The organism is Bradyrhizobium sp. USDA 3240, assembly GCF_054063295.1.
Genome location: NZ_JBSSGD010000002.1, coordinates 2,869,299 through 2,894,894, shown reverse-complemented (window position 1 = coordinate 2,894,894; position 25,596 = coordinate 2,869,299). Strand labels below are relative to the sequence as shown.

The 25,596-nt window shown below is 65.0% G+C and carries 29 protein-coding genes; 13 read left to right on the top strand and 16 right to left on the bottom strand.

What is annotated here, in order from left to right; all coding sequences use genetic code 11:
• Nucleotides 1-75: 75 nt before the first annotated feature.
• Both ACVIGA_RS14475 and ACVIGA_RS14470 read left to right on the top strand, forming a co-directional pair.
• Complete coding sequence (locus tag ACVIGA_RS14475; protein WP_456666907.1) at nucleotides 76-1,140, top strand: ketopantoate reductase family protein; 1,065 nt, start codon at nucleotides 76-78, stop codon at nucleotides 1,138-1,140.
• 149 nt (nucleotides 1,141-1,289) lie between these two features.
• Complete coding sequence (locus tag ACVIGA_RS14470; RefSeq protein ID WP_163162778.1) at nucleotides 1,290-1,484, top strand: hypothetical protein; 195 nt, start codon at nucleotides 1,290-1,292, stop codon at nucleotides 1,482-1,484.
• 260 nt (nucleotides 1,485-1,744) lie between these two features.
• On the opposite strand, the gene rnk is transcribed toward ACVIGA_RS14470, so the two are convergent.
• From rnk to ACVIGA_RS14455, 3 genes are all read right to left on the bottom strand, one after another.
• Nucleotides 1,745-2,164: a nucleoside diphosphate kinase regulator gene (rnk, locus tag ACVIGA_RS14465; protein ID WP_456666906.1), complete on the bottom strand. Its 420-nt coding sequence runs from the start codon at nucleotides 2,162-2,164 to the stop codon at nucleotides 1,745-1,747.
• A gap of 320 nt (nucleotides 2,165-2,484) precedes the next feature.
• The gene (locus ACVIGA_RS14460) at nucleotides 2,485-3,015 is read right to left on the bottom strand and encodes a chromate transporter (RefSeq protein ID WP_456666905.1); all 531 of its coding nucleotides are present in this window, start codon (nucleotides 3,013-3,015) and stop codon (nucleotides 2,485-2,487) included.
• The gene (locus ACVIGA_RS14455) at nucleotides 3,012-3,578 is read right to left on the bottom strand and encodes a chromate transporter (protein ID WP_456666904.1); all 567 of its coding nucleotides are present in this window, start codon (nucleotides 3,576-3,578) and stop codon (nucleotides 3,012-3,014) included. Before ACVIGA_RS14455 ends, ACVIGA_RS14460 begins: the two co-directional genes overlap by 4 nt.
• A gap of 115 nt (nucleotides 3,579-3,693) precedes the next feature.
• Here ACVIGA_RS14455 and ACVIGA_RS14450 point away from each other — a divergent pair, with 115 nt between their 5' ends.
• Nucleotides 3,694-4,608: a LysR family transcriptional regulator gene (locus ACVIGA_RS14450; protein WP_456670810.1), complete on the top strand. Its 915-nt coding sequence runs from the start codon at nucleotides 3,694-3,696 to the stop codon at nucleotides 4,606-4,608.
• 31 nt (nucleotides 4,609-4,639) lie between these two features.
• Here the strand turns inward: ACVIGA_RS14450 and ACVIGA_RS14445 are convergent, their stop codons facing one another.
• From ACVIGA_RS14445 to ACVIGA_RS14435, 3 genes are all read right to left on the bottom strand, one after another.
• Nucleotides 4,640-4,984, bottom strand: coding sequence for a hypothetical protein (locus ACVIGA_RS14445; RefSeq protein WP_456666903.1), 345 nt, complete (start codon nucleotides 4,982-4,984; stop codon nucleotides 4,640-4,642).
• A gap of 96 nt (nucleotides 4,985-5,080) precedes the next feature.
• Nucleotides 5,081-5,305: a hypothetical protein gene (locus ACVIGA_RS14440; protein WP_456666902.1), complete on the bottom strand. Its 225-nt coding sequence runs from the start codon at nucleotides 5,303-5,305 to the stop codon at nucleotides 5,081-5,083.
• Nucleotides 5,305-5,586, bottom strand: a complete 282-nt coding sequence (locus ACVIGA_RS14435) for a hypothetical protein (protein ID WP_456666901.1) — start codon at nucleotides 5,584-5,586, stop codon at nucleotides 5,305-5,307. The genes ACVIGA_RS14440 and ACVIGA_RS14435 overlap by 1 nt, the downstream gene beginning before the upstream one ends.
• 252 nt (nucleotides 5,587-5,838) lie before the next feature.
• On the opposite strand from ACVIGA_RS14435, the gene ACVIGA_RS14430 reads away from it, so the two are divergent.
• Nucleotides 5,839-6,387 (top strand): carboxymuconolactone decarboxylase family protein, encoded by a 549-nt coding sequence (locus tag ACVIGA_RS14430; protein WP_456666900.1) that lies wholly within the window; start codon nucleotides 5,839-5,841, stop codon nucleotides 6,385-6,387.
• Between the two features lie 57 nt (nucleotides 6,388-6,444).
• Here ACVIGA_RS14430 and ACVIGA_RS14425 read toward each other — a convergent pair whose 3' ends face one another.
• Nucleotides 6,445-7,440, bottom strand: coding sequence for a GlxA family transcriptional regulator (locus tag ACVIGA_RS14425; RefSeq protein WP_456666899.1), 996 nt, complete (start codon nucleotides 7,438-7,440; stop codon nucleotides 6,445-6,447).
• Between the two features lie 64 nt (nucleotides 7,441-7,504).
• Between ACVIGA_RS14425 and ACVIGA_RS14420 the strand changes: the two genes are divergently transcribed.
• Nucleotides 7,505-8,215: a DJ-1/PfpI family protein gene (locus tag ACVIGA_RS14420; protein ID WP_456666898.1), complete on the top strand. Its 711-nt coding sequence runs from the start codon at nucleotides 7,505-7,507 to the stop codon at nucleotides 8,213-8,215.
• 7 nt (nucleotides 8,216-8,222) lie between these two features.
• On the opposite strand, the gene ACVIGA_RS14415 is transcribed toward ACVIGA_RS14420, so the two are convergent.
• Nucleotides 8,223-8,702 (bottom strand): hypothetical protein, encoded by a 480-nt coding sequence (locus tag ACVIGA_RS14415; RefSeq protein ID WP_456666897.1) that lies wholly within the window; start codon nucleotides 8,700-8,702, stop codon nucleotides 8,223-8,225.
• A gap of 247 nt (nucleotides 8,703-8,949) precedes the next feature.
• Here ACVIGA_RS14415 and ACVIGA_RS14410 point away from each other — a divergent pair, with 247 nt between their 5' ends.
• The 5 genes from ACVIGA_RS14410 to ACVIGA_RS14390 all read left to right on the top strand — a co-directional run bounded on the left by ACVIGA_RS14410 (nucleotide 8,950) and on the right by ACVIGA_RS14390 (nucleotide 14,746).
• Nucleotides 8,950-10,014 carry an amidohydrolase family protein gene (locus ACVIGA_RS14410; RefSeq protein ID WP_456666896.1) on the top strand — a complete coding sequence of 355 codons (1,065 nt, stop codon included), beginning with the start codon at nucleotides 8,950-8,952 and terminating at the stop codon, nucleotides 10,012-10,014.
• Nucleotides 10,015-10,088: 74 nt separating this feature from the next.
• Complete coding sequence (locus ACVIGA_RS14405; protein ID WP_456666895.1) at nucleotides 10,089-11,201, top strand: amidohydrolase family protein; 1,113 nt, start codon at nucleotides 10,089-10,091, stop codon at nucleotides 11,199-11,201.
• A gap of 231 nt (nucleotides 11,202-11,432) precedes the next feature.
• Nucleotides 11,433-11,846 (top strand): Rieske (2Fe-2S) protein, encoded by a 414-nt coding sequence (locus ACVIGA_RS14400; RefSeq protein ID WP_456666894.1) that lies wholly within the window; start codon nucleotides 11,433-11,435, stop codon nucleotides 11,844-11,846.
• A gap of 158 nt (nucleotides 11,847-12,004) precedes the next feature.
• Nucleotides 12,005-12,622: a glutathione S-transferase family protein gene (locus ACVIGA_RS14395; protein ID WP_456666893.1), complete on the top strand. Its 618-nt coding sequence runs from the start codon at nucleotides 12,005-12,007 to the stop codon at nucleotides 12,620-12,622.
• A gap of 48 nt (nucleotides 12,623-12,670) precedes the next feature.
• The gene (locus ACVIGA_RS14390) at nucleotides 12,671-14,746 is read left to right on the top strand and encodes a 2Fe-2S iron-sulfur cluster-binding protein (protein ID WP_456666892.1); all 2,076 of its coding nucleotides are present in this window, start codon (nucleotides 12,671-12,673) and stop codon (nucleotides 14,744-14,746) included.
• Nucleotides 14,747-14,800: 54 nt separating this feature from the next.
• Here ACVIGA_RS14390 and ACVIGA_RS14385 read toward each other — a convergent pair whose 3' ends face one another.
• Together ACVIGA_RS14385 and ACVIGA_RS14380 are read right to left on the bottom strand one after the other, a co-directional pair.
• Nucleotides 14,801-15,154, bottom strand: coding sequence for a hypothetical protein (locus ACVIGA_RS14385; protein ID WP_456666891.1), 354 nt, complete (start codon nucleotides 15,152-15,154; stop codon nucleotides 14,801-14,803).
• Nucleotides 15,155-15,280: 126 nt separating this feature from the next.
• Nucleotides 15,281-15,856 (bottom strand): TetR/AcrR family transcriptional regulator, encoded by a 576-nt coding sequence (locus ACVIGA_RS14380; protein WP_456666890.1) that lies wholly within the window; start codon nucleotides 15,854-15,856, stop codon nucleotides 15,281-15,283.
• A 125-nt stretch (nucleotides 15,857-15,981) separates the two neighbouring features.
• Between ACVIGA_RS14380 and ACVIGA_RS14375 the strand changes: the two genes are divergently transcribed.
• A complete protein-coding gene (locus tag ACVIGA_RS14375) occupies nucleotides 15,982-16,959 on the top strand; it encodes an MDR family NADPH-dependent oxidoreductase (protein WP_456666889.1) in 978 nt (325 codons plus the stop codon).
• Between the two features lie 28 nt (nucleotides 16,960-16,987).
• Here ACVIGA_RS14375 and ACVIGA_RS14370 read toward each other — a convergent pair whose 3' ends face one another.
• The 4 genes from ACVIGA_RS14370 to ACVIGA_RS14355 form a co-directional block, all read right to left on the bottom strand.
• Nucleotides 16,988-18,988 (bottom strand): hypothetical protein, encoded by a 2,001-nt coding sequence (locus ACVIGA_RS14370; RefSeq protein WP_456666888.1) that lies wholly within the window; start codon nucleotides 18,986-18,988, stop codon nucleotides 16,988-16,990.
• A 383-nt stretch (nucleotides 18,989-19,371) separates the two neighbouring features.
• A complete protein-coding gene (locus tag ACVIGA_RS14365; RefSeq protein ID WP_456666887.1) occupies nucleotides 19,372-20,142 on the bottom strand; it encodes a COG4705 family protein in 771 nt (256 codons plus the stop codon).
• Between the two features lie 77 nt (nucleotides 20,143-20,219).
• Nucleotides 20,220-20,618, bottom strand: a complete 399-nt coding sequence (locus tag ACVIGA_RS14360) for a hypothetical protein (protein ID WP_456666886.1) — start codon at nucleotides 20,616-20,618, stop codon at nucleotides 20,220-20,222.
• Nucleotides 20,619-20,675: 57 nt separating this feature from the next.
• A complete protein-coding gene (locus tag ACVIGA_RS14355; RefSeq protein WP_456670809.1) occupies nucleotides 20,676-21,431 on the bottom strand; it encodes a COG4705 family protein in 756 nt (251 codons plus the stop codon).
• A gap of 267 nt (nucleotides 21,432-21,698) precedes the next feature.
• Between ACVIGA_RS14355 and ACVIGA_RS14350 the strand changes: the two genes are divergently transcribed.
• A complete protein-coding gene (locus ACVIGA_RS14350; RefSeq protein WP_456670808.1) occupies nucleotides 21,699-22,361 on the top strand; it encodes a response regulator transcription factor in 663 nt (220 codons plus the stop codon).
• Nucleotides 22,358-23,662 carry an ATP-binding protein gene (locus ACVIGA_RS14345; RefSeq protein WP_456666885.1) on the top strand — a complete coding sequence of 435 codons (1,305 nt, stop codon included), beginning with the start codon at nucleotides 22,358-22,360 and terminating at the stop codon, nucleotides 23,660-23,662. The genes ACVIGA_RS14350 and ACVIGA_RS14345 overlap by 4 nt, the downstream gene beginning before the upstream one ends.
• A 269-nt stretch (nucleotides 23,663-23,931) precedes the next feature.
• Here ACVIGA_RS14345 and ACVIGA_RS14340 read toward each other — a convergent pair whose 3' ends face one another.
• Both ACVIGA_RS14340 and ACVIGA_RS14335 read right to left on the bottom strand, forming a co-directional pair.
• On the bottom strand, nucleotides 23,932-24,780 hold the full coding sequence (locus tag ACVIGA_RS14340) for a substrate-binding domain-containing protein (RefSeq protein WP_456666884.1): 849 nt from the start codon (nucleotides 24,778-24,780) through the stop codon (nucleotides 23,932-23,934).
• A gap of 40 nt (nucleotides 24,781-24,820) precedes the next feature.
• Nucleotides 24,821-25,519, bottom strand: a complete 699-nt coding sequence (locus ACVIGA_RS14335) for an ABC transporter permease (RefSeq protein ID WP_456666883.1) — start codon at nucleotides 25,517-25,519, stop codon at nucleotides 24,821-24,823.
• Nucleotides 25,520-25,596: the final 77 nt, after the last annotated feature.

The window sequence follows — 25,596 nt, the reverse complement described above, 5'->3', positions numbered from 1 at the left end:
ACATCGTAAGACAAGTATCTGGTATACCACGGGCCACCGGCAAGAGGTCCGGGATTGGTCTTTGAGAGAGGGAACATGGCGCGCAACATTCTGATCCTTGGGGCTTCCTACGGCTCCCTGCTGGGGACCAAGCTTCTGATGGCGGGGCACAACGTGTCCCTGGTGTGCCGCAAGAACACCGCTGATCTGATCAACCGCGACGGCACCGAGGTTCGGATCAAGCTGCGTGACGAGAAGGAGCACCGCTCGATCTTCTCACGCGACCTGCCGGGCAAGCTCGACGCCGTCACGCCCGCCGAGGTCGACGTGTCGCGCTACGACATGGTCGGCCTTGCGATGCAGGAGCCGCAATACACCAACCACACTGTTCGCGTGCTGATGATCAAGATCGCGGCGGCGAAGCTACCCTGCCTGTCGATCATGAACATGCCGCCGCTGCCGTATCTGAAGCGGATCCCCGCGCTCGCCGGCATGGACCTCGAGGAGGCCTACACCAACGCCCAGGTCTGGGAGCGCTTCGAGCCGGGCCTCGTCACGCTGTGCTCGCCGGATCCGCAGGCGTTCCGGCCGCCGGAGGAGAAGGCCAACGTGCTGCATGTCGGCCTGCCGACCAACTTCAAGGCCTCCGTCTTCGCCGACGACAAGCACAACAAGGTGCTGCGCGAGCTCGAAGCTGACATCGACGCGGTGACGCTCGACGGCCAGGACGTTCCGGTGAAGTTGAAAGTGTTCGATTCGCTGTTCGTGCCGCTGGCGAAATGGTCGATGCTGCTGACCGGCAATTACCGCTGCATCACGCCGACAGAGCCGCAATCGATCCGCGATGCCGTCCACGGCGACCTGACGCGCTCGCAGGCGATCTATGACCATGTCGACGGCATCGCGCGGAAGCTCGGCGCCGATCCCGCCGATCAGGTGCCGTTCGCGAAATACGCCAAGGCGGCTGAAAGCCTGCTCAAGCCGTCATCGGCGGCCCGCGCGGTCGCCGCCGGCGCGCCGTTCATCGAGCGCGTCGATCTGCTGGTGAAGCTGATCTCGCACCAGCTCGGCACGCCGAGCGCCGAGATCGACCGCACGGTGGAGACCGTCGATCAGAAGCTGAACGAGAAGATCGTGCAGGGCGGCTCGGGCGCCCAGTAACGGGAACGCACCTTGATGGTGGGGGTGGGAAGCGCCCTCGCCATGCGTCGGCGCTCGGCAAAAGCGCGCAATCGCGGTTGCCGAACGCATGGCTCGACTTGTTCAGCTGAGGTAGGCTCGCACGAGATTTGCGGTTGGGAGCCACCGACATGCCGATCAAATCGCTTCCTCTCCTTGCCATCTATGGCGACCTCGATCGCGCGCGCGACATCATGCGCGCCTGGCAGCCGCTCGACCATCTTTCCCCTGATGATGCCGAGATCGTCGTGAAGGCGATCGCCGAGGGCATCGCGCGTGGACGCCGGCACGGGCTCGAGATGGGGCAGTGCCATCTTGCGGCGTAGGATTGCGAACACGGCGTTCGGGTATCGGAACCTATCCTCGTGAGGTGAGCGCGCTAACCAGGCTCCCTCCCCCCTTGTGGGGTGGGTTGGGGAGAGGGGTGGCCCCGGGCGAGATGATTGACGAGGGCTCTGACCGCGCAATCGTGTTCGCATGTCGCCGCAACGAATTCGGAGAGAGCACGTCGTGTGGCACCCCTCTCCCCAACCCTCTGCCACAAGGGGAGAGGGAGCCCTCCCGGCGGTGGCTCCCTTACACGCCGCTAACTCTGCTGCTTCACGGCCAAAATCGTCACCGCGCGTGTCCGGTGGCTCGGGGTCTGGAAATCGATCGTCTGTCCGACTGAAAGCCCGATCAGCGCGGCGCCGACCGGCGTCAGCACCGAGATCCGTCGCAGCGCGATGTCGGCTTCGTGCGGGTACACCAGCACGACTTCCCTGACGTCGCCGGTCTCGTCGTCACGGTAGCGCACGCGCGAACCCATGCGGACCACGTCGGGCAGTTCGGAATCGTCGGCGACGACCTGGGCGCGGTCGGTCTCGCGGGCGAGGAACTGGGCCACGCGGGGAAACACCGCCATGCTGGAATCGGCCAGCGCGCTGAGGCGATGCGCCTCGCTGGCGGTGATCACGATCGGCGGCAATGCGGCAGCGATGAAGTCGTTCTGAATGGTTCGGGTCATGTCGGATGATCTTTGCGGTTGGTCGCAGGCGCGGCGACGCCGTCGCGCGGATGTCTGACGCGACGCGACGGAGCGAATGATTTCGATGAAGCTATGATTTTGACGATGACGAGAATCCGGACGGCGCGCGATCGCCGGCCGGCTAAGTGCCTGCGTGCAGACGTCCAGCGCGCAAGCCGAAGCGCGCAATGCGGGTGTCGATGCTCAACATGTCGATCATGGCACCATCAACATAGCCGCTCATGACGATGCATCCATTGCGGCGAAAGCGCGCATGCGCGTGCCGCGGAACGACGCGACATCGCCGCAACGGCTTTGCGTCAGGGCTGGCCGATGCCGGTGAGGCCGAGCACCGCGCCGGCGGCAAGCGCGAGCAGCGGATGGATGCGGGTCGTGGTGGTCGCGATCGCGACCATGGCCGCGATCAGGATGGTGCCCCAGCTCGAGGTCGACGAACGGGTGATGACGATGGCGCTGGCGGTGACGAGGCCGGCGGTGACCGGAACGAGCCCGGCCTGCACTGTGCGGCGCCACGGCCGGTCCTTGAAGCGTTCCCAGAGCCGAAGCGCGAAGCCGGTGACGAGCGACGACGGCCCGAACTTGGCGAGCGAGGTCACCAATACGCCCGAAAAGCCGGCGACATGCCAGCCGACCAGCGGGGCCACCATCATGTTCGGTCCCGGTGCGGCCTGCGCCAGCGCGAACAGCGCGCCGAATTCCTGCGCGGTCATCCAGTGATGGATGTCGACCACCTGGCGCTGCATCTCCGGCAGGATGGTGTTGCCGCCGCCGAAGGCGAGCAGCGAGAGCTCGGCGAAGATCAGGGCGAGCGTAACGAGGGTTGCGGTCATGACGCCTGCCTCGACCGGAGGACGATGCTGAGCGGCGCGAGCGTCAACAGCGTTGGCAGCAACGGCAATCTGAATACCGCGATCGCGAGCACGCAGAGCGCGCCGATGACGAGGCCGAGCACATCGCGCCGCAACGGCCAGGCGATCTTGATTGCGGTGGAGATCAGCAGCCCGGCTGCTGCTGCGGCGAGGCCGCCGAACAGATGACGCACCACCGGGTCGTCGGCGAAGTGGCCATAGATCACGCCGAGGCCGATCACGACCGCGGTCGGCACCGCGATCAGGCCGAGGATCGAAGCGAGGGCGCCGGGAATGCCGCGAAACTTCAGCCCGACCGCCACCGACATGTTGATGATGTTGCCGCCGGGCAGGAACTGGCAGAGCCCGAGCAGGTCGGTGAACTCGGCGCCGGTCAACCAGCCGCGCTTCTCCACCATCATGTGGCGTGCCAGCGGCAATACGCCGCCGAAGCCGGTCAGCCCGAGAATGAAGAAGCCCGTGAACAACTCGCCGATATCAGGTGCGTCGTGCTTGGCGGTCTGTGCGGCGGGTATGGCGTCCATCGGCGGGGCGGCTCCGGTTCGTTCGTTGCTGACCTGACTTTAGTTGGCCATGTGCCAAATATCCAATATATGGATAAGTTAATTTGCATATCTATTGCATATGGATCGCCTGATGATCGAACTGCGCCATCTCCGCTATGCCGTCGCGGTCGCCGAGGAAGGTCACATCACCCGCGCCGCCGCGCGGCTCGGCATCCAGCAGCCGCCGCTGAGCCAGCAGATCCGCGCGCTGGAGGCCGCGATCGGCGCGCCGCTGTTTCGCCGGCAGCCGCGCGGGGTCGAGCTGACCGCCGCCGGGCGCGCCTTCGTCGGCAAGGCGCGCGCGATCCTGCGCGACACCGAGCTCGCCGTGGAAGCGGCGCGCCGCGCGAGCCGCGGCCAGGAGGGCCAGCTTGCGATAGGCTTCACGTCGTCGGCAGCCTTCCATCCCTTCGTCACCGGGGTGATGCGCGAAATGCGCGAGCGCGCGCCGGCGATCACGCTGTCGTTGGAAGAGGCCTCGACCGGCGAGCTGATCGAAGCCGTCGAGGCCGACCGGCTCGATGCCGCATTCGTGCGCTCGCCGAGCGAGCGGCTGGAGAACCTCACGATCACGCATCTGCTCGACGAGGAGATGCTGGTCGCGTTGCCCGATCATCATCCGCGCGCCCGCAAGGACACGCGCCGGCGGATCTCATTGGCCTCGCTCGCCGACGAGCCGCTGATCCTCTACCGCCGCCCGACCGGTCCGGGCCTCTACGACAGCATCATCGCCGCCTGCCGTGCAGCGGGTTTCAGCCCGAAGGTGGCGCAGGAGGCGACGCGGATGGTGTCGACGCTGAGCCTGGTTGCGGCCGGGCTCGGGATCTCGATCGTGCCGGAATCGATGGCGCGGCTGGAGACCGCAGGCGTGTCCTATCTCCGCCTCGACCGCGCCACCGGCCTCGTCGCGCCGCTCGCACTGGCGCGCAAGAAGGGCCCCGCCGCTGGCACGCTCGGCCGCCTGCTCGGCATCGTGACGCGGCGGGTGAAGGACCGGGCTAGCGCGTAGCGTGAGCCTCGGAAGCGACGGCAGCGAGAGCTCACGGTCTCAGAAAGCAGGTTGCGAGCGGCGCCAGCAACGCAAGAGGCAAGAGCGCGATCAATGCCACGGCGATGCCACAGGCGCGATGAAGCGCGAGGACATGGTCTCGCGGCGGGGCGGTATCCGCCAGACCTCGCGTCATCAGCGTCACGAAAGTCGCAGTGGTCGCGCCCCAGATCGCGCCGGCGCTGAAATGGCCGGCCAGCACCTGAAGGCGACGAGACCACGGCTGGCCATTGAGTGCCCACCGGTCCAGGAATAGCGGGTCGATGGTCATGTGATCGAGTTGTGCAACGATCGCCGAGATGACGCTGCCGACGATCGACGCGCTGAGGAAGGTCAACGCTGTCCTTCGCCGTCCGGATGCTATGCCGAGCACGCAGGCGGGAATCAACGACGTCAACGCACCGATCACGATCGTCCAGACCAGAAACGGTCCTCACGGCAAATCGAGAATACGTGACGCGGTCAGCGTGCCGTGCACGCGCTCGGCCAGCGCAGCCCTTTGCAGCCGGAACTCGGACTCGAAGCTGATCGCGAGGGGCCCTCGGCCAGCGACGTGCAGGGCCGTTACGAGCCACAGTGCTGACGACAGCAGCGCGCCCAGGAACCAGACCGCGATGCTCAGCCGTGGCAGGATGCACTTGAGGACGATCCCCTGCATCAGTGGTGGGGGGCCAGCGTGGCGAGCACGACAGCGGCCAGCAGGCCATTCATGATCAGCCCGCGGTATTCGGCGGTCCGCGAGACCTGCTTGCCGATGGCGGTAGCCGATAGCACGGTGAAGACGGGGATCAGCGCGGAGACGAACTCCCAGGCGAGCCAGGTGGACCAGGTCACGGGCTGCAAACGCGAAAGGCCGGGTGCTTTTATGAGGTTCATGTCGCCAGTCGGAATTGATGAGGTGAGCGCGCAGAACGTCGGCGACAAGCCGAGCTGCCGCAACGGTCAATCCCTGCAAGCTTAGGCACACCGCCGATGGCGCTGTGTCGACTTGTCCGCGTTTGTGCGCATCCGTGCGGCCCGCGGGGCGAACCGGCCGGCAGGGATGGCGTGGAATGTGGGGAGTTTGGCGAACGCGCGCGTCGGGGCGCGGCTAGATAGCTCCCATCGAACCCTGATGCCGACGCGTCGATCGCAACAGCTCGGTTGCGTCCGGCGGCCTCGGGTTCAATCACCACAGTGAAAGGCAGTTCAATGGCACGTTTTCCTGTCCATACGCTCGACTCCGCCCCGGAAGCCTCGAAGGCGGCACTGCGTGACGTCGAGGCGCGGTTTGGCATGATCCCGAACCTTGCGGCGACGATGGCGACGTCGCCGGTGCTGATCCAGAGCTTCATCGGCATCTTCGACAAGGTTCACGGCGGCAGCTTCACCGAGCAGCAGATCCAGACCGTGCTGCTCACCGATGCGGTGACCAATGGCAGCACCTGGGCGGTCGCACTGCATTCCGCGCTCGGTTTGCAGGCCGGGCTCGATCCCCGGGATGTCGACGCGATGCGTGCCGGCCGCTCGCCTGCCGACAAGACCCTCGGTGCGCTCTCGACGCTGGCGAGGTCGCTGATCGAAAAGCGTGGGCGGCTCGACGACGAGGAGATCGAACGATTCCTGGCGGCCGGGTTCTACAAGGACCTTGTGCTTGAAGTGATTACCATCGTGGCGGCATCGACCATCACGAATTACACCGGCAGCGTGACCAATCCACCGCTGGAGGCGGGATTGCAGGACCATGCCTGGAAGGGCTGACCCGGTTCTCTCCGGAGCGTCAATTATTGCACGTCGGCCATGCGGCCGACGTGCGCTTCAGCGCGCAAACCTGGCGCGGTAATCCTGCGGTGTGGTCGACAGCACGCGCAGGAAGCTGCGGCGCATGGTCTCCTCTGACCCGAAGCCGCAGCGCTGCGAGATTCGCTTGACCGGCAAGCGCGTCTCCGAGAGCAGGTGCCGGGCGCCCTCGACCCGCAATCGCTCGATCGCGCGTGCCGGCGTCAATCCGGTTGCATCGGCGTAGTGCCGGCTGAAGCTGCGCTCGCTCATGCCGGCCTGCTTCGCCAGCGTCGAAAGCGAGAGGTCGTCGGCCAGATGGCCGCTGATCCAGTCATGCAGCGCGCCGAACCTGTCGTCGGTCGTCTGTAGCGACAGGATTTCGCTGAACTGCGCCTGTCCGCCGGGCCGCTTGAAGAACACCACGAGATAGCGAGCGACGGCAAGCGCCGCCGCGCGGCCGAGGTCTTCCTCCAGCAGGGCCAGCGCGAGATCGATGCCGGAGGTGACGCCGGCCGACGTCCAGAACGATCCGTCGCGCACGAAGATCGGATCGGACTCGACACGAACATCGGGAAAGCGCTCGGCGAGTTCCGAACAGAATTGCCAATGGGTCGCGGCACGTCGGCCATCGAGAACGCCCGATGCGGCGAGCAGGAACGCGCCGGTGCAGACCGATGCGGTGCGGCGTGCCCGCCCGGCGCGTCCGCGTACCCAGTCCACCAAAGCGCGATCGGCCGCCGCTGCGTTGACGCCGTCGCCGCCCGGAATCACCAGCGTGTCGACCGCTGTGCTGACGGCAGGCAGCGGGTGCACCGCGAGCCCGACACCGGCCGATGCTTCGATCGTGGGCCCGTCCTTGGCGACGACGCGAACCTCATATGGCTCGGCATTGCCTGCCCTCGCCGCCAGCGCGTTGGCGGAAGCGAACACCTGCAATGGCCCGGTGACATCGAGCAGTTGCACCGCCGGGTAAGCCAGCACTTCGATCAGGCGGCGGCCGTTTGGCGAGAAACGTGGGCTGGTTGGCGTCATCGCCGAAACCTGCCGCGCTAGATTCGCTTTGTCCATAGTGCAAAGAAAGTTTGAGGGAAGTGCGATGATTGCTCACGATGTCCACTTGCGGATCGGATCACTGCTGTTCGAAGGCGTCGATCAAATCGATTTGACCGGGCCGTTCGAGGTGCTGTCGCGGATTCCGAATTCGACCTACCGCATCTACGGCAAGACCGCCGAGCCGGTCCGCGACATCAAGGGATTGCGGCTGACACCGGATGCGACGCTGGCCGAAGCGCCGCCGCTCGACGTGCTGCATGTGCCGGGCGGCTTTGGCCAGCAAGCCCTGATGGAGGACGCGGAAGTGCTCGGCTGGATCAGCCGGCAGGCGGCGGGAGCATGCCGCATCTTTTCGGTCTGCACCGGCGCGCTGATCTGCGGAGCGGCGGGCCTTCTGAAGGGGCGCAGGGCGACGACGCATTGGGCGTCGTTTCATCTGCTGCCGTTCTTCGGCGCGACGCCGGTGAACGAACGCGTGGTGGTGGACGGAAGCTTTGTCTTTACCGCCGGAGTCACGGCAGGCATCGATGGCGCATTGCGGCTCGCGGCTGAATTGCGCGGCGACGATGCGGCGCGAGCGATCCAGCTCTATATGGTGTATGCGCCGGAGCCGCCGTTCGACAGCGGCACGCCGGAGACCGCGCCACCCGAGATCCTGCAGCAGTCACGCGAGGCCGTGCGCGCGATCACGGCGCAGCGGGAGGAAACCGCACGCCGCGTGGCTGCCAGGCTGGGCGTCGTCGTCGTAGCTTGAGCCCGGACTAATTCCCCGGCTCGAAGCTGCAGTCGGCGCCGCCGCCGGCCTTGTCCTTGATCACGGCGGGATCGAGTGTGCAGGACAGTTTCGACAGTGCTTCGTAGATCGTCCCGGCGGCGCCGTCGCCGGGAACGCCGGCGAGCGCCACGGTCGCGTAGATCGCGTTGGCTTCGCGGCCCTTCACGGTGTGGGTCCTGCTGCCGAAGGTCAGCGCGCAGGAGCGCGAGGTGATGTCGACATTGCTGGCGCGGCAGACGACCTTGTCGGCGGTGATGGTGATCTTCCTGGTGGTGCGGACATTGCTGTCGCCGCCAAAGAACGCGGCGACCGCCTTCTTCTCCCTGGCCGGCAGCGGCGAGTAGGGCGCCACCACGCCGGCGAGCGCCAACGCGACCGAGCCGGACGTGGTCGCGGGCGCGGCCCATGCGGCGGACGAGGCCAGCGACAATGAACATGCGAGGATCGCCAATCGGTCAAGCCTCATTCCAACTCTCATTCCCGTCTCCCGAAGCTGCGCTTTCCGCGACGCGAAATCGCTAGCATGTCTGACGGCGCGCATGGGTGATGCCGTTCACATGCCATTCTGCAACTTCACGTGAGGCCGCTGCGCGCACAGGGCAGGGCGGCCCCGCGTGGACCCGCTTGCACGATCGCGCCATCGGCGTCACAGTCCGCTGCGCGGCAGCGGTGCCGCCAACAACCAAGACAAGAATTTCACTTCGAGGAACGCCATGGCGGCCACGCGCATCGACTGCGACATCCATCCCGCGGTGGGGGGAACGCGCACCACGCTGCTGCCGTATCTCAGCGATCACTGGAAGGAACAGGTCGTCAGCCGCGCCATCGATGGGCTGGATCTCAACTCCTATCCGCCGTCGATGCCGCTGTCGGGCCGCGCCGACTGGCGGCCGGCCGACGGCCGCAAGCCCGGCAGCGATCTCGTCATGGTGCAGCGCAGCGCGTTCGACCAGCTCGGCGCCAGCCACGCGATCTGCAACGTCGTCTATGGCGCGCAGGCGGTGTTCGATCCCTACATGGCGGCGGACTTCTGCAAGGCGATCAACGACTGGATCGCGGCCGAGTGGCTTGCCAGGGACACGCGGCTGCGCGCCTCGATCGTGGTGCCGATCCAGGCACCGGACCTTGCGGTCGAGGAGATCGAGCGCCGCGCCGGCGATAACCGCTTCGTCTCGGTGCTGGTGCCCTCGCAGGGCGAGATGCTGCTCGGGCGGCGGCACTACTGGCCGATCTATCAGGCCGCGGAAAAACACAAACTGCCGATCGCGATCCACGCCGGCAGCGCCTACCGCGGCGCGCCGAGCTCGGTCGGCTGGCCGTCCTATCGCTACGAATATTATCTGGCCGAAGCGCAGGCGTTCCAGGCGCAGACATTGAGCCTGATCTATGAGGGCGTGTTCGGAAAGTATCCGGGATTGACTGTCGTGTTGATGGAGTCGGGCGTGAGCTGGCTGCCCGCCTTCATGTGGCGCGCCAACAAGACCTGGCGCGGCGTCCGCGTCGAGGTGCCGTGGGTGGAGCGCGAGCCGGCCGCGATCATCCGCGACCATTTCCGCGTCACCATGCAGCCGTTCGACGCGCCGATGGATGCGACCGGTGTCGCCGACATCATCGACCAGATCGGCTCCGACAAGATGTTCCTGTTTGCATCCGACTATCCGCACTGGCAGTTCGACGGTGACGATCCAGTCCCGCCGCATCTGCCTGATAGCCTCGTCAAGCGGATGTGCGAAGACAACCCGTTGGAAACCTTTCCGCGCCTGAAGCTCAACTCGTAGTTCGCGCGCATGATCCGGAAAAGTGGGAACCGGTTTTCCGAATAGATCATGCGCCAAACAAAATGGAGGATCGCATGAGTGACGTCATCGACCGCCCGATGCTCGACCAGGAGACGGCCGCCGCGACGCGGCTCAAGATCATCGATTGCGACATCCATCCGAGCATTCACGCGCACAGCGACCTCAACGAGTTCCTGCCGAAGCGCTGGCAGCAGCATCTGAAGGAATACGGCAGCCATCTGCGTACGCCCTACATCGGCACGACGCCGTATCCGCGCTCCTCGCCGCTGATCGCGCGGCGCGATGCCTGGCCGCCGACCGGCGGCGTGCCCGGCTCCGACCTCGATTTCATGCGCAAGCAGCATCTCGATCCGTTCGATGTCGAGTTCGGCATCCTGCAGGTGCTCGACCTCTTCATCTTCTCGCAGCAGAACCTGGAATTCGGCGCCGCGATCCAGCGCGCCATCAACGACTGGCAGCTCGCGTTCTGGGCGCACCGCGATCCGCGCCTGAAGGCCTCGATCCTGGTCGGGCAGGACGGCTCCGACCTCGGCCTCGCCGAGATCGACCGCTGCGCCAAAACCGGTGAGTACATCCAGATCAACGTCTCGCCGCGCGCCAACGAACCGCTCGGCCGCCGCCGCTACTGGCCGATCTACGAGCGCGCGCAAGAGCTCGATCTACCGCTCGGCATCCATGTCGGCGGCTATGGCGGGCATGCGCCGACCGGCGGTGGCTGGCCGTCCTATTATTGCGAGGAGCACCAGTCGAACGCGCATACGGTGGCCTCGAACCTCACGAGCCTTGTGCTGGAAGGCGTTCCCGAGCGCTTCCCGAAACTGAAGATCGTGTTCATCGAGGGCGGCTTCGGCTGGATCCCGGCGACGATGTGGCGGATGGACCAGCATTTCGAGCGCTTCCGCAGCGAGGTGCCGCATCTGAAGCGCAAGCCGAGCGAATATGTGAAGCAGCATTTCTGGTTCACGACCCAGCCGATCGACGAGCCGGATGAAGCCAAGCACCTGCGCCAGCTGATCGAATGGGTCGGCATCGACCGGCTGCTGTTCTCGTCGGATTATCCGCACTGGGACTATGACGACGCGCGCTACGCCTTCAAGACGCCGCTGACGGAGGCCGAGCGGCGCAAGATTTTCAACAGCAACGCCCGCGCGGTCTACAAGTTCTGAGTGTGATGAGATTGGATCGAGCAGCAACCGCGACGGAACTGCGCTCCCTCTCCCGCTTGCGGGGGAGGGCTGGGGTGGGGGTATCGCCGCTCGCGACACTCTTCGCGTGGAGAGAACCCCCACCCGTATCGCATCTAACGATGCGATACGACCTCCCCCGCAAGCGGGAGAGGTGCAGGGAGTCTGTTGCGAGACCGTTTCAACCTGACCTCATCCTGCACCAGGATTCCAATGACCCGTCACATCGTCGCGCGCACCAGTGAGATTCCTGCCGGCGGCAACAAGGTGTTCGGCCTCGAGGGCCGCGACATCGTCGTGTTCCACGTCAATGGCGAGTTCTTCGCGCTGCTCAATCGCTGTCCGCATGAGGGCGCGCCGCTGGAGAAGGCGGCCTGCGTGGCGCGCCTGACCTCGCCGGAGCCCGGCATCTACCAGCGCGACCGTGTCGGCGAGATGCTGCGCTGTCCGTGGCACGGCTGGGAGTTTGACATGCGCAACGGTCAGTCCTGGTTCGATCCCAAGCGGTTCAGGATCCGCTCCTATCCGGTCGCGGTCGAGAGCGGCGCCGAGTTGCAGAAGGGACCGTATGTCGCCGAGACGTTTCCGGTGCACATCGAGGACAACTACGTGATTGTCGAGCTGTAACGGGCTGCCGCGAATTTTGTTGTGCTCGACCATGACGGGTGTTATTGCGATATCTGCAATAATGAAGTTCCGTCAGCGATCATTATAATATCCGCTGCAATGGGCCACTTTGAGGTCGCGGTCGGGATAACCCCGTCCACGACATCAGGAACGGCACCATGAAGCTCTATCACTTCGCTCTCTCCGGCCATGCGCACCGCGCCCGCCTGTTCATGTCCCTGCTGGGCATTCCGCACGAGGTGGTCGACGTCGATCTCAGGTCCGGCGCGCACAAGACGTCGGAGTTCCTCGCGCTCAATCCGTTCGGCCAAGTGCCGGTGCTCGACGATGACGGCACTATCATTGCCGACTCCAACGCGATCCTTGTCTATCTCGCGACCAAGCTCGGGCGCACCGACTGGCTGCCGCAGGATGCGAAGGGCGCGGCCACGGTGCAGCGCTGGCTGTCGGTTGCCGCCGGCGATCTCGCCTTCGGGCCCGCCGCTGCGCGGCTGATCACGGTGTTCGGCGCGAAGTTCAATCCGGACGACGTGATCGCGCGCGCCCACATGCTGCTGAAGCGGCTCGAAGCCCACCTTGCCGATCGCGACTTTCTGGTCGGCACGCAGCCGACGATCGCTGATGTGGCGCTCTACAGCTATCTGTCGAGTGCGCCCGAGGGCAATGTCGATCTCTCCGCCTATCCGCGCGTCAACGCGTTCCTGCGCCGGATCGAGGCGTTGCCGGGCTTCGTCCCCTTTGCCAAGACGCGCGCCGGTCTGGCGGCCGCTGCGTGACATGTCGACCGGGCGTGCCCGTCCAACCCCGCAGGGGAGGGCGATGCGATGAGCGACAGGCGAACCAAGAGCAAGCTCGCGACCTGGCATGCCGGCGAGATGGCGATACAGCAGAAGGTCGGCGTCGCCGAGAAGATGGCGGCCGTCGGCCAGCGCGCCGTGCGCGACTTCATGCCCGACCAGCATCGCGATTTCTTCGCGCAAATTCCCTTCATCGTGGTCGGCAGCGTGGACCGCCGCGGCGACGCCTGGGCCTCGTTGCTGGCCGGCCGGCCCGGCTTTATCTCTTCGCCGACGCCGCGCAGCCTTGAGATCGATGCACGGCCCGACCCCAGCGATCCCGTCAGCGAGGGCATGCGCGAGGGCGATGCGATCGGATTGCTCGGAATCGAATTGCACACGCGGCGTCGTAACCGTGCCAACGGGCTGCTCCGTGCATCGTCAGGCAAGGCGCTCAGCTTTGAACTCGATCAGAGCTTTGGCAATTGTCCGCAGTATATCCAGCTGCGCGATTTCGCCTTCGTGCGCGAACCGGATGAACCGTTCAAGGGAGAGATTGAGGAAAGCACGACGCTCGATCAGGCGGCGCGCGACACGATCGAGGCGGCCGATACGTTCTTCGTCGCGTCCTATGCCGAGCGCGAGGATCGTCGCCAGGTCGACGTCTCGCATCGTGGCGGCAGAGCAGGTTTCGTCCGCGTCGCCGCCGACGGCACGCTGACGATCCCCGATTTCGCCGGCAACCTGTTCTTCAACACGCTCGGCAACATCCTCGTCAACGGCAAGGCCGGGCTAGCGTTCGTCGATTTCGAAACCGGCGACATGCTGCAACTGACGGGCGACGCCGAGGTGATCCTGGACTCGCCGGAGATCGCCGCATTTCAGGGCGCCGAACGGCTCTGGAGCTTCCGTGCCCGCCGCGTGGTGCGCAGGCGCGGTGCGCTGCCGCTGCGCTGGGCGTTCCGTGCCGAAGGCTGGTCGCCGAATGCCTTGATGACCGGCGACTGGGCGCAGGCCGCCGACCGGCTCCGCGCGGCTGAACGCGCGACGCGGTGGCGCCCGTTCAAGGTCACTAGGATCGTCGACGAGAGCCGCTCGATCCGCTCGTTTCATCTGCAGCCGGACGATGGCGCGGGGCTGCTGCCGCATCAGGCCGGACAGCATCTGCCGATTCGCCTTGCATTGCCGGGCTCCGACAGACCGGTCATTCGCACCTACACGCTGTCGGTCGCACCGTCGGACGGCATGTACCGCATCAGCGCGAAGCGCGACGGCCTGGTGTCGCAGCATCTCCACGACACGATCCATGTCGGCGACATCATCGAGGCGCGGGCGCCGAGCGGCGGCTTCACGATCGATGCGCGCGAGAAGCGGCCCGCGGTACTGCTCGCCGGCGGCGTCGGCATCACGCCGATGCTCGCGATGCTTCGCCACGTGGTCTATGAGGGCCTGCGCACCCGCGGCATCCGGCCGACCTTCCTGTTCCAGGCTGCGCATGCCAAGGAGGAACGCGCGTTTGGCGACGAGTTGCAGCAACTGGCCGAGGCCGCAGGCGGCGCGGTCCGGATCATCCGCGTCCTCGGTGACGTCGATGGCGCCGAGCAGGGTATCGATTACGACGCCGCGGGACGGATCGACATGGTGCTGCTGTCGCGTGTCCTGCCGTTCAACGATTACGATTTCTATCTGTGCGGCCCGCCGCAGTTCACCCAATCGCTCTATGACGCCCTGCGCGGCTACAACATCGCCGACGGGAGGATTCACGCCGAGGCGTTCGGCCCGTCGTCGCTGGTGCGGAAGCCGGACGTGGCCACACCGGTGCCGCCGCGCCGGCCGCCTGCGACCACGCCGGTCCCGGTCGCCTTCACCGCATCGATGAAGGAGGCACGCTGGACGCCGGAGTCCGGAACGCTGCTCGAACTGGCGGAGGAACGCGGTCTCAGCCCCGCGTTCAGCTGCCGGGAAGGCAATTGCGGCAGCTGTCGAACCAAATTGTTGGCAGGCGCCGTGACCTACCTGAAGCAGCCGACCGCCGAGGTGGCTGACGACGAGGTGCTGATCTGCTGCGCGGTGCCGGCGAAGCCGGATGGCGACGGCGAGGGGCGGGTCCAGCTGGATCTTTGATCAACCGAGTTCGCCGACCACGCAACCCGCGCGACGCGGCGTCTTTGCTGACGTTCAGCCCATGCTGCCGGGCATGAAACAACGCGGCCTCGGGTGGCCATTGAGGTAATACGGCCAGACCATGGTGCGACCGGCGCGGTTCGGGCCGGCGACGACGGCCTCGTCGGGAACGTCAACCCACTCACCCTCGAGGCGGACGCGATAGTGACCGTCCTTGGTGTCCCAGTCGGCATCATCGACGCGCTGCGCGTCGCTGCCGTCGCAGCAGGGTCCCTTGCCGCTATGCAGGCTCTCGTACCAGCCGTTCAACTCGGGATGCTGGTGATCATGGGCTCGCACTGGGCCGAGCGCCGGCAGCGCCAGCAAGCCGGAGGCAAAAAGCGTCGCACGCCAAAACGGTTTGTTCATCTGATCCCCAGATCCGGACGGCCGAGCAGCAGCCAATCCGGACATGGTCATCGCACGCGCGACATCAATAAGATGATGGACGACATATATTCACATTCGTGCGAGGGCGCGGTGTGCCGCCGGGGCTCAGGCGAGCAGGCCCATCACCTGGTCGATCACGGCCTTCACCCGTTTTGAATCCGGCCTCTGGTGCGCTAGCGCCAGCAGTCCGGCATGCACCACCATGATGGTGTGGGCGGTAACGTCGGGGTCGAAGCCCTTCCTGAATTCGGCGCGGTCGGCGCGCAGCCGCGCGCGCAGCAGCTCTTCGAGCCGCCGGTTGTAGCGTTCGATGCTCTTGCGGAGCTCAGCCTGATCGAGCGAGCCGTCGGTCGCGGAATTGATCGACAGGCAGCCGCGCTGTCCCTTCTCGCCCGAGCAATACGGAATGAAGCCGGTAAGCCACTGCCTGATGGCTTCGCGGGCCGGCACAGGCTGTGCCAGGGTGCGCTCGGCCCAGCCCAGGATGCCGTCGTGATAGCGGTCGAGCACTTTCAGGAACAGCGCGTTCTTGTCGCCGAACGCCGCATAGAGGCTGGGCTTGGCGACGCCGCTCGCGGCCGTGATCTCGTCGAGCGAGGTCGCCTGAAATCCCTTCTGCCAGAATACCTGACGGGCGATTTCCAGGACGTCGTCCGGATCGAAGCTGCGCGGCCTTGCCATGTCGCTGTTTTATGTACTCCCGCGTCGGATGTGAAGCCTTCACCTTGCCGTGAATGCAATCCGGACCATTGACGTCATTCTTATTTTGTACTTAATAGTACATAACGAAATCGGGAGTTGCTGCCATGAAGGCTGTTCAGGTCGTTGCGTTCGGACGTACCCAGGATGTGGTCAAGCTCAATGAGGTGCCCGACGTCGGCAGTCCGGGCCCCAGCGAGGTCGTGGTCGCGGTGGAGGCCGCGCCGATCAACAACTCGGATTTCATGATCATCGCCGGGCGCTACGGCTATCTGCCGACGCCGCCGGCGACGCTCGGGATCGAGGGCGTCGGGCGGGTCGTCGCCGCGGGATCGCAAGTCAAGAACCTGAAGGTCGGCGATCGCACGCTGATCCCGTTCACCGTCCCGACCTGGACCGAACGCGTCAAGTTCACGGCGTCCTGGCAGCGGCCGCTGCCAGAGAAAGCCGATATCCGGCAACTCTCGATGATCGCGGTCAATCCGGCGACCGCCTATCTGCTGCTAACCGATTTCGTGAAGATCCCGCAGGGCGGCTGGGTGATCCAGAACGGCGCGAATTCGGCGACAGCGCGCGCCGTAATCGCCGTCGCCAAATCGCTCGGACTGAAGACGGTCAACGTCGTCCGGCGCGAGGAGGTCGTCGACGAGGTCAAGTCGGTCGGCGGTGATATCGTGCTGGTCGACGGGCCGGATCTCGCCAAGCGGGTGGCGAAGGAGACCGGCAGCGCGCCGATCCTGCTGGCGCTCGACGTCGTCGGCGGCACGTCCGCCTTGAACCTGATGAACTGCCTGGCGCCGAAGGCTATGCTCGTCATCTACAGTGCGATGAGCGGACAGCCGTTCTCCGGCTCGGCCTTGAGCGTGATCTTCAATGAAGTGTCCGTCCGCGGCTTCTGGCTCGGCCATTGGGGCAAGACTGCAACCGACGAAACCCTGGGCAAAATGTACGACCATCTCGTGCCGATGGTCGCATCCGGCGCGATCAGCGCACCGGTTGTCGGGAGCTATGGCCTCGAAGGATTCCCGGAGGCCATCGCGCAGGCGGCAGCATTCAAGGGCAAGGTCATCTTCACGCCGAACTAGCGCGTGATCGAGCGAAACCGCAGCGCCGCTAGACGATGGTCGTGAGCACGAATGCGTGCCAGGAGCCCCAGTCGATGCCGTCGAACGCACGGACATACATCGGCTCGGTGCCGGTGGCCGCGCCGCCGCGGACCCACACGTCATCGACAGCAGCGGCGCTGACGTCGATGATGGTACTGGCTGCCCAATGCGAATTCGCGGAGGTCCAGAAGTAGCCGCTGTCGGCGGTATTGCCGCCGTCGAAGAACTGATACCCGGTCGCGGGATTTCCGTCGACATCAGAGTAGGACAACAAATTGCTGACCTGGCTCCACTCGTTGACGTGCAAGGTCTGATCGCTGATCGAAGCGACCGGCGCGTGGTTTGGCAGCGAGGTCAGGATAAAGCTGTCCCAATTGCTCCAAGCGGTCCCGTCGAAGGCCCGCACATACATGGTTTCGGAACCGCCGGCGGTGCCGCCTTGCACCCAGATATTGGCCAGATCGGACGCTGCAACGTCGATGGGAGTGCTGGCTGCCCAGTGTGAATTGGCGGGCGTCCAGAAATAGGCGCTGTTGGCGGCACTGCCGCCGTCCCAGAACTGGTACTTGGTGATCGCATCGCCGTCGGCGTCGGATGCCGTCGTCCAGTTGATGAGTTGTGCCCACTGCGCGGCGTTCAGCGAATGATCGCTGATCGCAACCGTCGGGGGCGTATTGGTGGACGTCACGGTAAAGGGGTCCCAATTGCCCCACGCGGTGCCGTCGAAGGCCCGCACATACATGGTCTCGGAGCCGGGCGTCGAGCCGCCCTGAAGCCAGAGGTTGTCCAGGTCGGACGCCGAAACGTCAATCGGGGTGCTGGCCGCCCAGTGCGCATTGGTCGGTGTCCAGAAATAGGCGCTGGTCGCGCCCGTACCGCCGTCCCAGAATTGATACTTGGTGATCGTATCACCCTCGGCATCGCTGGTGCTGAGCCAGGCCTCCGGCTTGACCCATTGATTGACGTGAACCGACTGGTCGTTGATGGTCGCGACCGGCGGCGTGTTGACCGTCGACGTCAGCGTGAAAGTATCCCAATTGCTCCACGTGGTGCCGTCGAAGCCCCTGACCCACATCGTCTCCGAACCGGTCGCGGAGCCGCCCTGGATCCAGACATTGGCGAGGTCAGCGGCCGAAACGTCGATCACGGTGTTGGCGTCCCAGTGGGAATTGGTCGGCGTCCAGAAATAGGCGCTGGTCGCCGCCGTGCCGCTGTCCCAGAACTGATACTTCGTGATCGTATCGTTGTCGGCATCCGACGTCGTCAACCAGTTGCCGACGGTGGCCCACTGGCCCATGTGCACGGAATGGTCGCCGCTCGTCACGACGGGGGCCGTGTTCGTCGACGTCAACGTGAAGGTATCCCAGTTGCTCCAGTCCGTTCCGTCGAACGCTCTCACCCACATGGTCTCGGAACCGGTCGTGGAGCCGCCCTGGACCCAGACATTGGCGAGATCGGCGGCCGAAACGTCGATCGTCGTGTTGGCAGCCCAGTGGGAATTGGTAGGAGTCCAGAAATATGCGCTGGTGGCGGACGTTCCGCTGTCCCAGAACTGGTACTTGGTCGCAGCATCGCCGTTGGCGTCGGAGTAGTTCAGCCAGTTCGTGACCTGCGCCCATGTGTTGGTGTGCAACTGCTGGTCGTTGATCGTGGCGACGGGCGGCGTGTTTGGAATCGTCGTGAAGGTGAACGCGGTCCAGTTGCTCCAGTCCGTCCCGTCGGAGGCGCGTGCCCAGAGTGTCTCGGAGCCTCCGACCGAGCCGGCACGCACCCACACATCGGAGAGATCGGACGCTGCAACGTCGATGACGGTGCCGGCATCCCAATGGCTATTGCTGGGAGTCCAGAAATAGCCGCTGCTCGCGGACGTGCCACTGTCAAAGAACTGAAAGCTCTGCGCGGGATTGCCGTCGGCGTCGAAATAAGTCAGCCATGGCTGCATCTTCTGCCACTGATTGTACAACAGGCTGTGGTTACCAATCGTGACGACCGGTGCGGTATTGGCCATGGTTTGCGTCCTCGTGGTGCGCCGGTCGAAGCCGGCTAATGTCCAAGGTGCAAGGCAATCAATTTTGTGCTCGCGAAGCGCGCTGGTGCTGAACCAGCGTCATTGGGCCGAGAGCAGCGCATCAAAAAAGCAGACAGTATCGAGATCAGGATCGCAGGATTTGAGCGCGTCATCTATGACCGGCGTCACACCCGCTGGCCGAGCCAACTGCGGCAAAACGTCCTAGAGCTCGCTTCGTAACCACGTCACACAGAGGGGCTCCGTTCACGGAGTTCGCGCGGCGGAGCATCGACCCCGATCGGATTGATCGCGAGACGTGATCGCGACGCGCCAACCTGCCCGCACTCGGAGAACGATGTCCGGTGCGGGCAGAGGCTTGAGGTTCACGCGTGCTCACCGGCCCGTTGCGGCAGGATGAAGACCAGGGCCGCAATCGCAGCGGCAAGAGCGATCGATGCCGTGTAGCGGCTGAGCGCAAGGCCGCCGTGATCGAGCGGCTTGTCGAGGAAATCGCCGACGGTGGCGCCGAGCGGCCGGGTCAGGACGAAGGCGATCCAGAACAGCACCGTGCGCGACACAGTGGTCCAGAGATAGGCGGCGGCGACGATGGCGATGCCGGCGGCGAACACGATGGCGCCGCCGCCATAGCCGAGGCCGGTGGAATCGGCCATCCAGTCCCCGAGCGCGGTGCCCAGCGTCTGCGAAAAAAGGATCGTGATCCAGTAGAAGGTTTCGGCCGCCTTGTTGTCGATCGATGCGATCGAGACCGTTCCCATGGTGCGATACCATGCAACAAGGGACGCAACGAGCAGGCCGGCGAGCAGCGATGAGCCGCCGAGATATCCTATGCCGAGCGAACGGTCGACGAAATCGGCAAAGGTCGTGCCGACGGTCGTGGTCGCGATGATCACCATCCAGTAGAGAGCCGGATGAAAGCGCTTCGCCGCCATCTGCGCTGCGACGGCAGCAGCGAAGACGACTGCGAAGATTGCGGTGCCGACGAGATAGCCGAGATTCATCGACATCGTGACGGCGTCGCCGCCGGTCTCGCCGAGCGTGGTGGCGAGAATCTTGATGACCCAGAAGCCGAGCGTGACGGCGGGGACTTTTCCCGCGCGCTCGTCCGCAGCGGTGTCGTGCAATAACAATTCCATGGGGTTCTTTCGCTCCGGGAGGCCGGTCGCCGGCGGACGATGCCGCCGGCGGGTGGTCGAAATGCTGGATCGAGATCTCAGGCCTTCATCGAGTCCATGATCGACAGCAGCTCGGCGAGCGCCTTCTTGCACTTGGCCGCATCCGGATTGCTCTCACGCACCGCCTCGAGCGCGCGATCGATCGCCTTGTCGACCGTGTGCCAGTCCGTAGCCGCGCGCGGCTTCAATCCGGCTTCCGCTTCGTCCCATTTGGTCTCGAGATCCTTGATCCGCGTCTTGGCGCCGACGAGGTCACCCTTGTCGACCAGTGCCGCGACATCGGCGGCGATGCTGCGAAATGGTGTCAGGTCGCCGAGCCTGGCGGCCGCCGTCTGCGTGTGCGGCAGCAGCCTGAGACCTGCGTTGGCATCGGGGAGCGGCTGGATCACTGCGAGCGCAACAATCGCCGTCGCCAAGCTGAGTGTCGTCTTGTTCATCGTGGTTCTCCTGTGTGGGGTTGGTTCGATTGATGTTCCATTGGGGTGCAGTTGAACTCACGCGCCGGGCGACGCTTCGGGCTTGCCGCCGGCGTCGCCTTCGAACGACAGCCACGCGACCAGCGCGACGATCACGGTCAGGAAGGCGAGGCTGGTGTAGATCGTGCCGAAGCCAAGGCCACCGTATTCATGGGCTTGCGACAGCAGGTCGCCGAACGATGCGCCGAGCGGACGGGTCAGGATGTAGGCGAGCCAGAACGTCAGCACCGCATTGGCGCCGAGTGCGTAAGCCGCCGCGATCGCAGCGATCAGTGCCGCGAACGCGACCACCCCGATGTTGAAGCCAAGGCCCAGCGCTTCGGTCGCCAGATCGCCCGCAGCCGTGCCGAGCGCGAATGTGAAGAGTATCGCGGCCCAGTAGAACAATTCGCGCCGTTTGGTCACGATGCTGTGGATCGACAGCGTCCGCTCGACCGCGCACCAGATCGCGAAGGTCGCGGCCAAAGCGATCGCGAAGGCGGCGGTGCTGACGTAGAGGCTGATCTCGAGCTTGTCGGTCAGCGCGTCGGTGATCTGCGTCCCCACGATGCTGACGAGCACGACCGTCAGCCAGTAGACCCATGGCACGTAGCGGTCCATCCGCAGCTGGATGGCCAGCACTGCGGCCAGCAGCGTCATCATCAGCAGGCCGGTCACACTGGTGCCAAGGCCGACATGGACGGCGAGGTAATCGGCGCCGGTCTCGCCGACGGTGGTCGACATGATCTTGATCAGCCAGAAGACGAGGGTGACTTCGGGGACCTTGTTCAGCATGCTGCGGCCGATGGGTCTGATATCCAGCACGGTGTAAAGCTCCGCTTTTGAGAGGGTCGGCGGTTCCGCCGAGTTCGAAAGCGAGCCTGCACGGCGAGACTTAGCCCCGGCTTAGGCGGGCGGTGCGGCCGCCATTTGGGAGCCGAAAGCCCCTAAGTTGCGGCTAAGTCGAAGCTGATATGATCGCGGATGCGTCGCCGGCTGATCGGTGGACGCAGTTTCACCGGGACCTAATCGCGGTGCGGATCGGGGATGGATTGCCAGGCGATGCGGGTGCTCGTGGTGGAGGACGACAGGATGATCGGCGCCGCCGTCGTCGAGGCGCTGCGGGATGCGGCCTATGCGGTCGACTGGGTGCGCAATGGCGATCTCGCCATCGAAGCCAGCCGCAGCGAGACCTACGACATCGCGCTGCTCGATCTCGGCCTGCCATTGACTGACGGGCTCGACGTTCTCAAGGCGATCCGGGAGCGCGCCTCGCGCCTTCCCGTGATCATTCTCACCGCGCGCGATGCGCTGAACGATCGCATCCGGGGACTCGATCTCGGCGCCGACGATTACCTGGTCAAGCCGTTCGAGATCGCCGAGTTGCTGGCGCGCATGCGCGCGGTGCTGCGGCGCGAGGGCAGCGGAGCGCCGCCGGTGCTGACCAACGGCGAGCTTCATCTCGATCCGGCCACGCGGGAAGCCACGTTCTGCGAAGAAAAAGCCGTGCTCAGCGCCCGCGAGTTCGCCCTGCTTCAGGCGCTGCTGGCGCGGCCGGGAACGATCCTGTCCCGTGCCGAGCTCGAACGCCAGATCTATGGCTGGCGCGAGGAGGTCGAGAGCAACGCGGTCGAATTCCTGATCCACGCCGTGCGCAGAAAACTCGGCGCCACGGCGATCAGGAACGTGCGCGGCGTCGGATGGATGGTGGATCGTTCGAGATGATGAGATCGCTGCGTGGACGCCTGTTCGTCGGACTCACCGCGATCATCCTGTTGACGGGCGCCGTCGGTGGACTGCTGGCGTACCGATGGGCCTACAGCGAAGCGATCGAGATGCAGGACTCCGTCCTGATTCAGATCGGCAGCTTCGCGCTCAGCGCTCCGATCCGGCAAAGCCGCCCGGTCACCGGCATCGACGCGGAAGCCGAGGTCGCCGTCGTCGAGCTCGGCGAGGTGCCGCGCGGCGCCGCCGATGAACGCCGGCTCTGGGGACTGACGGATGGGCTGCACAATGATGTCTATCACAGCCAGCCGGTGCGCGTGCTGCTTCGGACCCGGCCGGACGGCAGCCGCTTTGCGGTGACGCAGCAGACCGAGATCCGCACCGAGATCGCGGGTGACATGGCCGTACGCACCTTGTTGCCGATTGCCGCGCTGGTGCCGTGCCTACTGCTGATGACGGCATTCGTGATCGCCCGATCGTTCCGACCGATGTTGCGCCTCGCCGGCGATCTCGATGCGAGCAGGGTGGATGACGTCGGTGCGTTGCCGGCGACGGGCGCGCCGAGCGAGCTGCAGCCGTTCCTCGGCTCGATCAACGGCTTGCTGGGGCGGGTGCGCGTCATGATGGACCAGCAGCGGCGTTTCATCGCCGACGCGGCCCATGAACTTCGTACGCCGGTCACCGCGCTCAGCCTGCAGGCGGAAAATCTCGCCTCCCTCGACATGCCGGCGGAGACGCGCGACCGGCTCGATGCGCTGAAGAGCGGCATGCGGCGCACCAAGCATCTGCTCGAGCAACTTCTGGCGCTGGCGCGTCAGGACGCTGCGCCGTCTGTCGTGCGTGCAGCGGTGGAGCTGGACAAGATCGCAAAAGGCGTCGTCGCCGATCTGCTGCCGGAGGCCACAGCGCGCAACATCGATCTCGGCTTCACGACGGTCGAACCCATCACGGTGAGCGGTGATGAGCTGTCCCTGATCTCGGCGGTCCGGAACCTGGTCGAGAACGCAATCAAGTTCACGGCGAACGGAGGGGCCGTCGATCTTGCCGTCGCCAGGGAGGACGGAATGGCCGTCATCCAGATCGAGGACACCGGACCGGGCATTCCGCCGCAGGATCTGGCGCGGATCTGCGAGCCGTTCTTTCGCGGCGGCCAGCCGAGCGGCGAGGGCGCCGGGCTCGGGCTCTCGATCGTGAAGCGCATCGTCGATCACGCCGCCGGTTCGGTTCTGTTCGAAAATGTGACCGGTGCCGGGCGTTCAGGCCTGCGAGTGACCGTCAAGCTGCCGGCGACCGACGGGTGAGGCCTTGGCGGCCGGCAAAATCGGCGCCCGGCCGCACGGCATCATCGCCATTGCATCTTGAGACCCGCCGGCTTACCGCTACCAGCGTAGCTCGGATGCGGGCCGTTGCAATCGCCCTGTTGATGACGTCGGTTCTCAATTGAATAGCTTTAAGCTGATCATCGGTTGGAGCATACTTGCAATCACCCGGCCGCTCCGAGGCTCCGCCCCCGCGGTGGGTCAGCCCCGGCGTGTGCTTACGGAACGCGACCGGGCCGTTCCTTGTCCCCTCAAGCATTGGGATCGTTCGCATTGGGATAGAACAGCTGCTGGCCGTTGATCTTGTAGCCGGCGATCGCGTTCTGTCCCTCCGGTGAAATCAGAAAGTCGATGAAGCGCTGGCCGGCTTCCTTCTTCACCGTGGGATGCTTGACCGGATTTACCAGCATCACCCCGTACTGATTGAACAGCCGCTTGTCGCTTTCAACCAGGACGGTCAGGTCGCCGCGATTTTGGAACGCCAGCCATGTGCCGCGGTCGGACAGCACATAGGCGTTTGACGCCGAGGCCATGTTCAGCGCCGCACCCATGCCCTGGCCGATTTCCTTGTACCACGAGCCGCGGTCGTTCACGATGTCGATGCCGGCCTCCCTCCAAAGCTTCAGTTCGGCAATATGGGTGCCGGAATGATCGCCGCGGGAGACGAACGGCGCGGCTCTGGTCTTGATGGTCTGCAGCGCCGTGAGGACATCCTTGCCCTTGATGCCCGCCGGATCGTCCTTCGGACCGATGACGACGAAGTCATTATACATCACGGGATAGCGCTTCACGCCAAATCCCTCCGCAAGAAACTTCTCCTCCGCGGATTTGGCGTGAACGAACACCACGTCGGAATCGCCGCGGCGTGCCGTGTCGAGCGCCTGGCCGGTGCCCTGTGCCAGTACCTTCACTTCGATGCCTGTCTTCTGCTTCACAACCGGCAGCAGGTAGTCGAACAGACCGGAGTCCTGCGTCGATGTCGTCGACGCCACAACGATCGATTGGTCTTCCGCCCGAACCGGATGGGTGAATGTCTGTGCATTGAGCGCGACAAGCGCGTTGATAGCGAAGATGCGAAGTGAGCCGAACCAGTGCTTCATGCGAGCGATCTCCCTTGGAACAACAATATTGTTTGGCGCTTCAGCGATTGGTCAGGATGCGTCCGATCAAAAAGCTCAACGCGCTAACGGTCATCGAGAGGATGACGAGGATGATGCCGAGCGCAAGCGCGAGGCTTAACTCCCCCTTGCTCGTCTCCAACGCGATGGCAGTGGTCATGGTGCGCGTATAGCCGCGCACATTGCCGCCGACGATGATGATCGCGCCGACCTCGGCGATCGCCCGGCCGAACGCAGCGACAAACGCGGTCAATAGCCCGTCGCGTCCGATAGCCATGAGCGGCAAGGTGGCACGCAAGCGCGAGGCGCCGTCGACGAGAAGGGCATCGCCGTAGCGAGCCCAGACATCCACCATCATCCGGTGCACCAGCGCAATGACGATGGGAATGCCGAGAACGGCCTGCGCGATCACCATGGCGGTTGGCGTGAACAAAATCCCGAGCGCCCCCAACGGCCCCGATCGGGAAAGCAGGAGGTAAACAGCAAGTCCCACCACGACCGGCGGCAACCCCAGGAGCGCGTTGACGACAACGATCAACCCAACTTTGCCTCGGATCCGGTAGATGGCCAGCGCCGTCCCCATCGGCGCCCCGATCGCGAAGGCAAAGAGGCTCGCCGTCAAGCTGACGCCGAGCGACAGGCCGACGATCTGGCGTAGCTCCGGATCAAAACGGCCGATAAGGCGGGCTGCCATCTCCAGCGCTTGGGTAAAATCATTCATGGTCTCTTACTAAGCCAGACCGCGGCAAATAAGCAAAATCATCGAGGTCTTGAGACCCGCCCCGCTTACCGCTACCA

Coding starts and splice junctions, on each gene's coding strand:
- ACVIGA_RS14475 (WP_456666907.1), top strand. CDS start 76: ATGGCGCGCAACATTCTGATCCTTGGGGCTTCCTACGGCTCCCTGCTG.
- ACVIGA_RS14470 (WP_163162778.1), top strand. CDS start 1,290: ATGCCGATCAAATCGCTTCCTCTCCTTGCCATCTATGGCGACCTCGAT.
- rnk (WP_456666906.1), bottom strand. CDS start 2,164: ATGACCCGAACCATTCAGAACGACTTCATCGCTGCCGCATTGCCGCCG.
- ACVIGA_RS14460 (WP_456666905.1), bottom strand. CDS start 3,015: ATGACCGCAACCCTCGTTACGCTCGCCCTGATCTTCGCCGAGCTCTCG.
- ACVIGA_RS14455 (WP_456666904.1), bottom strand. CDS start 3,578: ATGGACGCCATACCCGCCGCACAGACCGCCAAGCACGACGCACCTGAT.
- ACVIGA_RS14440 (WP_456666902.1), bottom strand. CDS start 5,305: ATGCAGGGGATCGTCCTCAAGTGCATCCTGCCACGGCTGAGCATCGCG.
- ACVIGA_RS14430 (WP_456666900.1), top strand. CDS start 5,839: ATGGCACGTTTTCCTGTCCATACGCTCGACTCCGCCCCGGAAGCCTCG.
- ACVIGA_RS14425 (WP_456666899.1), bottom strand. CDS start 7,440: ATGACGCCAACCAGCCCACGTTTCTCGCCAAACGGCCGCCGCCTGATC.
- ACVIGA_RS14420 (WP_456666898.1), top strand. CDS start 7,505: ATGATTGCTCACGATGTCCACTTGCGGATCGGATCACTGCTGTTCGAA.
- ACVIGA_RS14415 (WP_456666897.1), bottom strand. CDS start 8,702: ATGAGGCTTGACCGATTGGCGATCCTCGCATGTTCATTGTCGCTGGCC.
- ACVIGA_RS14410 (WP_456666896.1), top strand. CDS start 8,950: ATGGCGGCCACGCGCATCGACTGCGACATCCATCCCGCGGTGGGGGGA.
- ACVIGA_RS14405 (WP_456666895.1), top strand. CDS start 10,089: ATGAGTGACGTCATCGACCGCCCGATGCTCGACCAGGAGACGGCCGCC.
- ACVIGA_RS14400 (WP_456666894.1), top strand. CDS start 11,433: ATGACCCGTCACATCGTCGCGCGCACCAGTGAGATTCCTGCCGGCGGC.
- ACVIGA_RS14395 (WP_456666893.1), top strand. CDS start 12,005: ATGAAGCTCTATCACTTCGCTCTCTCCGGCCATGCGCACCGCGCCCGC.
- ACVIGA_RS14390 (WP_456666892.1), top strand. CDS start 12,671: ATGAGCGACAGGCGAACCAAGAGCAAGCTCGCGACCTGGCATGCCGGC.
- ACVIGA_RS14385 (WP_456666891.1), bottom strand. CDS start 15,154: ATGAACAAACCGTTTTGGCGTGCGACGCTTTTTGCCTCCGGCTTGCTG.
- ACVIGA_RS14380 (WP_456666890.1), bottom strand. CDS start 15,856: ATGGCAAGGCCGCGCAGCTTCGATCCGGACGACGTCCTGGAAATCGCC.
- ACVIGA_RS14375 (WP_456666889.1), top strand. CDS start 15,982: ATGAAGGCTGTTCAGGTCGTTGCGTTCGGACGTACCCAGGATGTGGTC.
- ACVIGA_RS14370 (WP_456666888.1), bottom strand. CDS start 18,988: ATGGCCAATACCGCACCGGTCGTCACGATTGGTAACCACAGCCTGTTG.
- ACVIGA_RS14365 (WP_456666887.1), bottom strand. CDS start 20,142: ATGGAATTGTTATTGCACGACACCGCTGCGGACGAGCGCGCGGGAAAA.
- ACVIGA_RS14360 (WP_456666886.1), bottom strand. CDS start 20,618: ATGAACAAGACGACACTCAGCTTGGCGACGGCGATTGTTGCGCTCGCA.
- ACVIGA_RS14355 (WP_456670809.1), bottom strand. CDS start 21,431: ATGCTGAACAAGGTCCCCGAAGTCACCCTCGTCTTCTGGCTGATCAAG.
- ACVIGA_RS14350 (WP_456670808.1), top strand. CDS start 21,699: ATGCGGGTGCTCGTGGTGGAGGACGACAGGATGATCGGCGCCGCCGTC.
- ACVIGA_RS14345 (WP_456666885.1), top strand. CDS start 22,358: ATGATGAGATCGCTGCGTGGACGCCTGTTCGTCGGACTCACCGCGATC.
- ACVIGA_RS14340 (WP_456666884.1), bottom strand. CDS start 24,780: ATGAAGCACTGGTTCGGCTCACTTCGCATCTTCGCTATCAACGCGCTT.
- ACVIGA_RS14335 (WP_456666883.1), bottom strand. CDS start 25,519: ATGAATGATTTTACCCAAGCGCTGGAGATGGCAGCCCGCCTTATCGGC.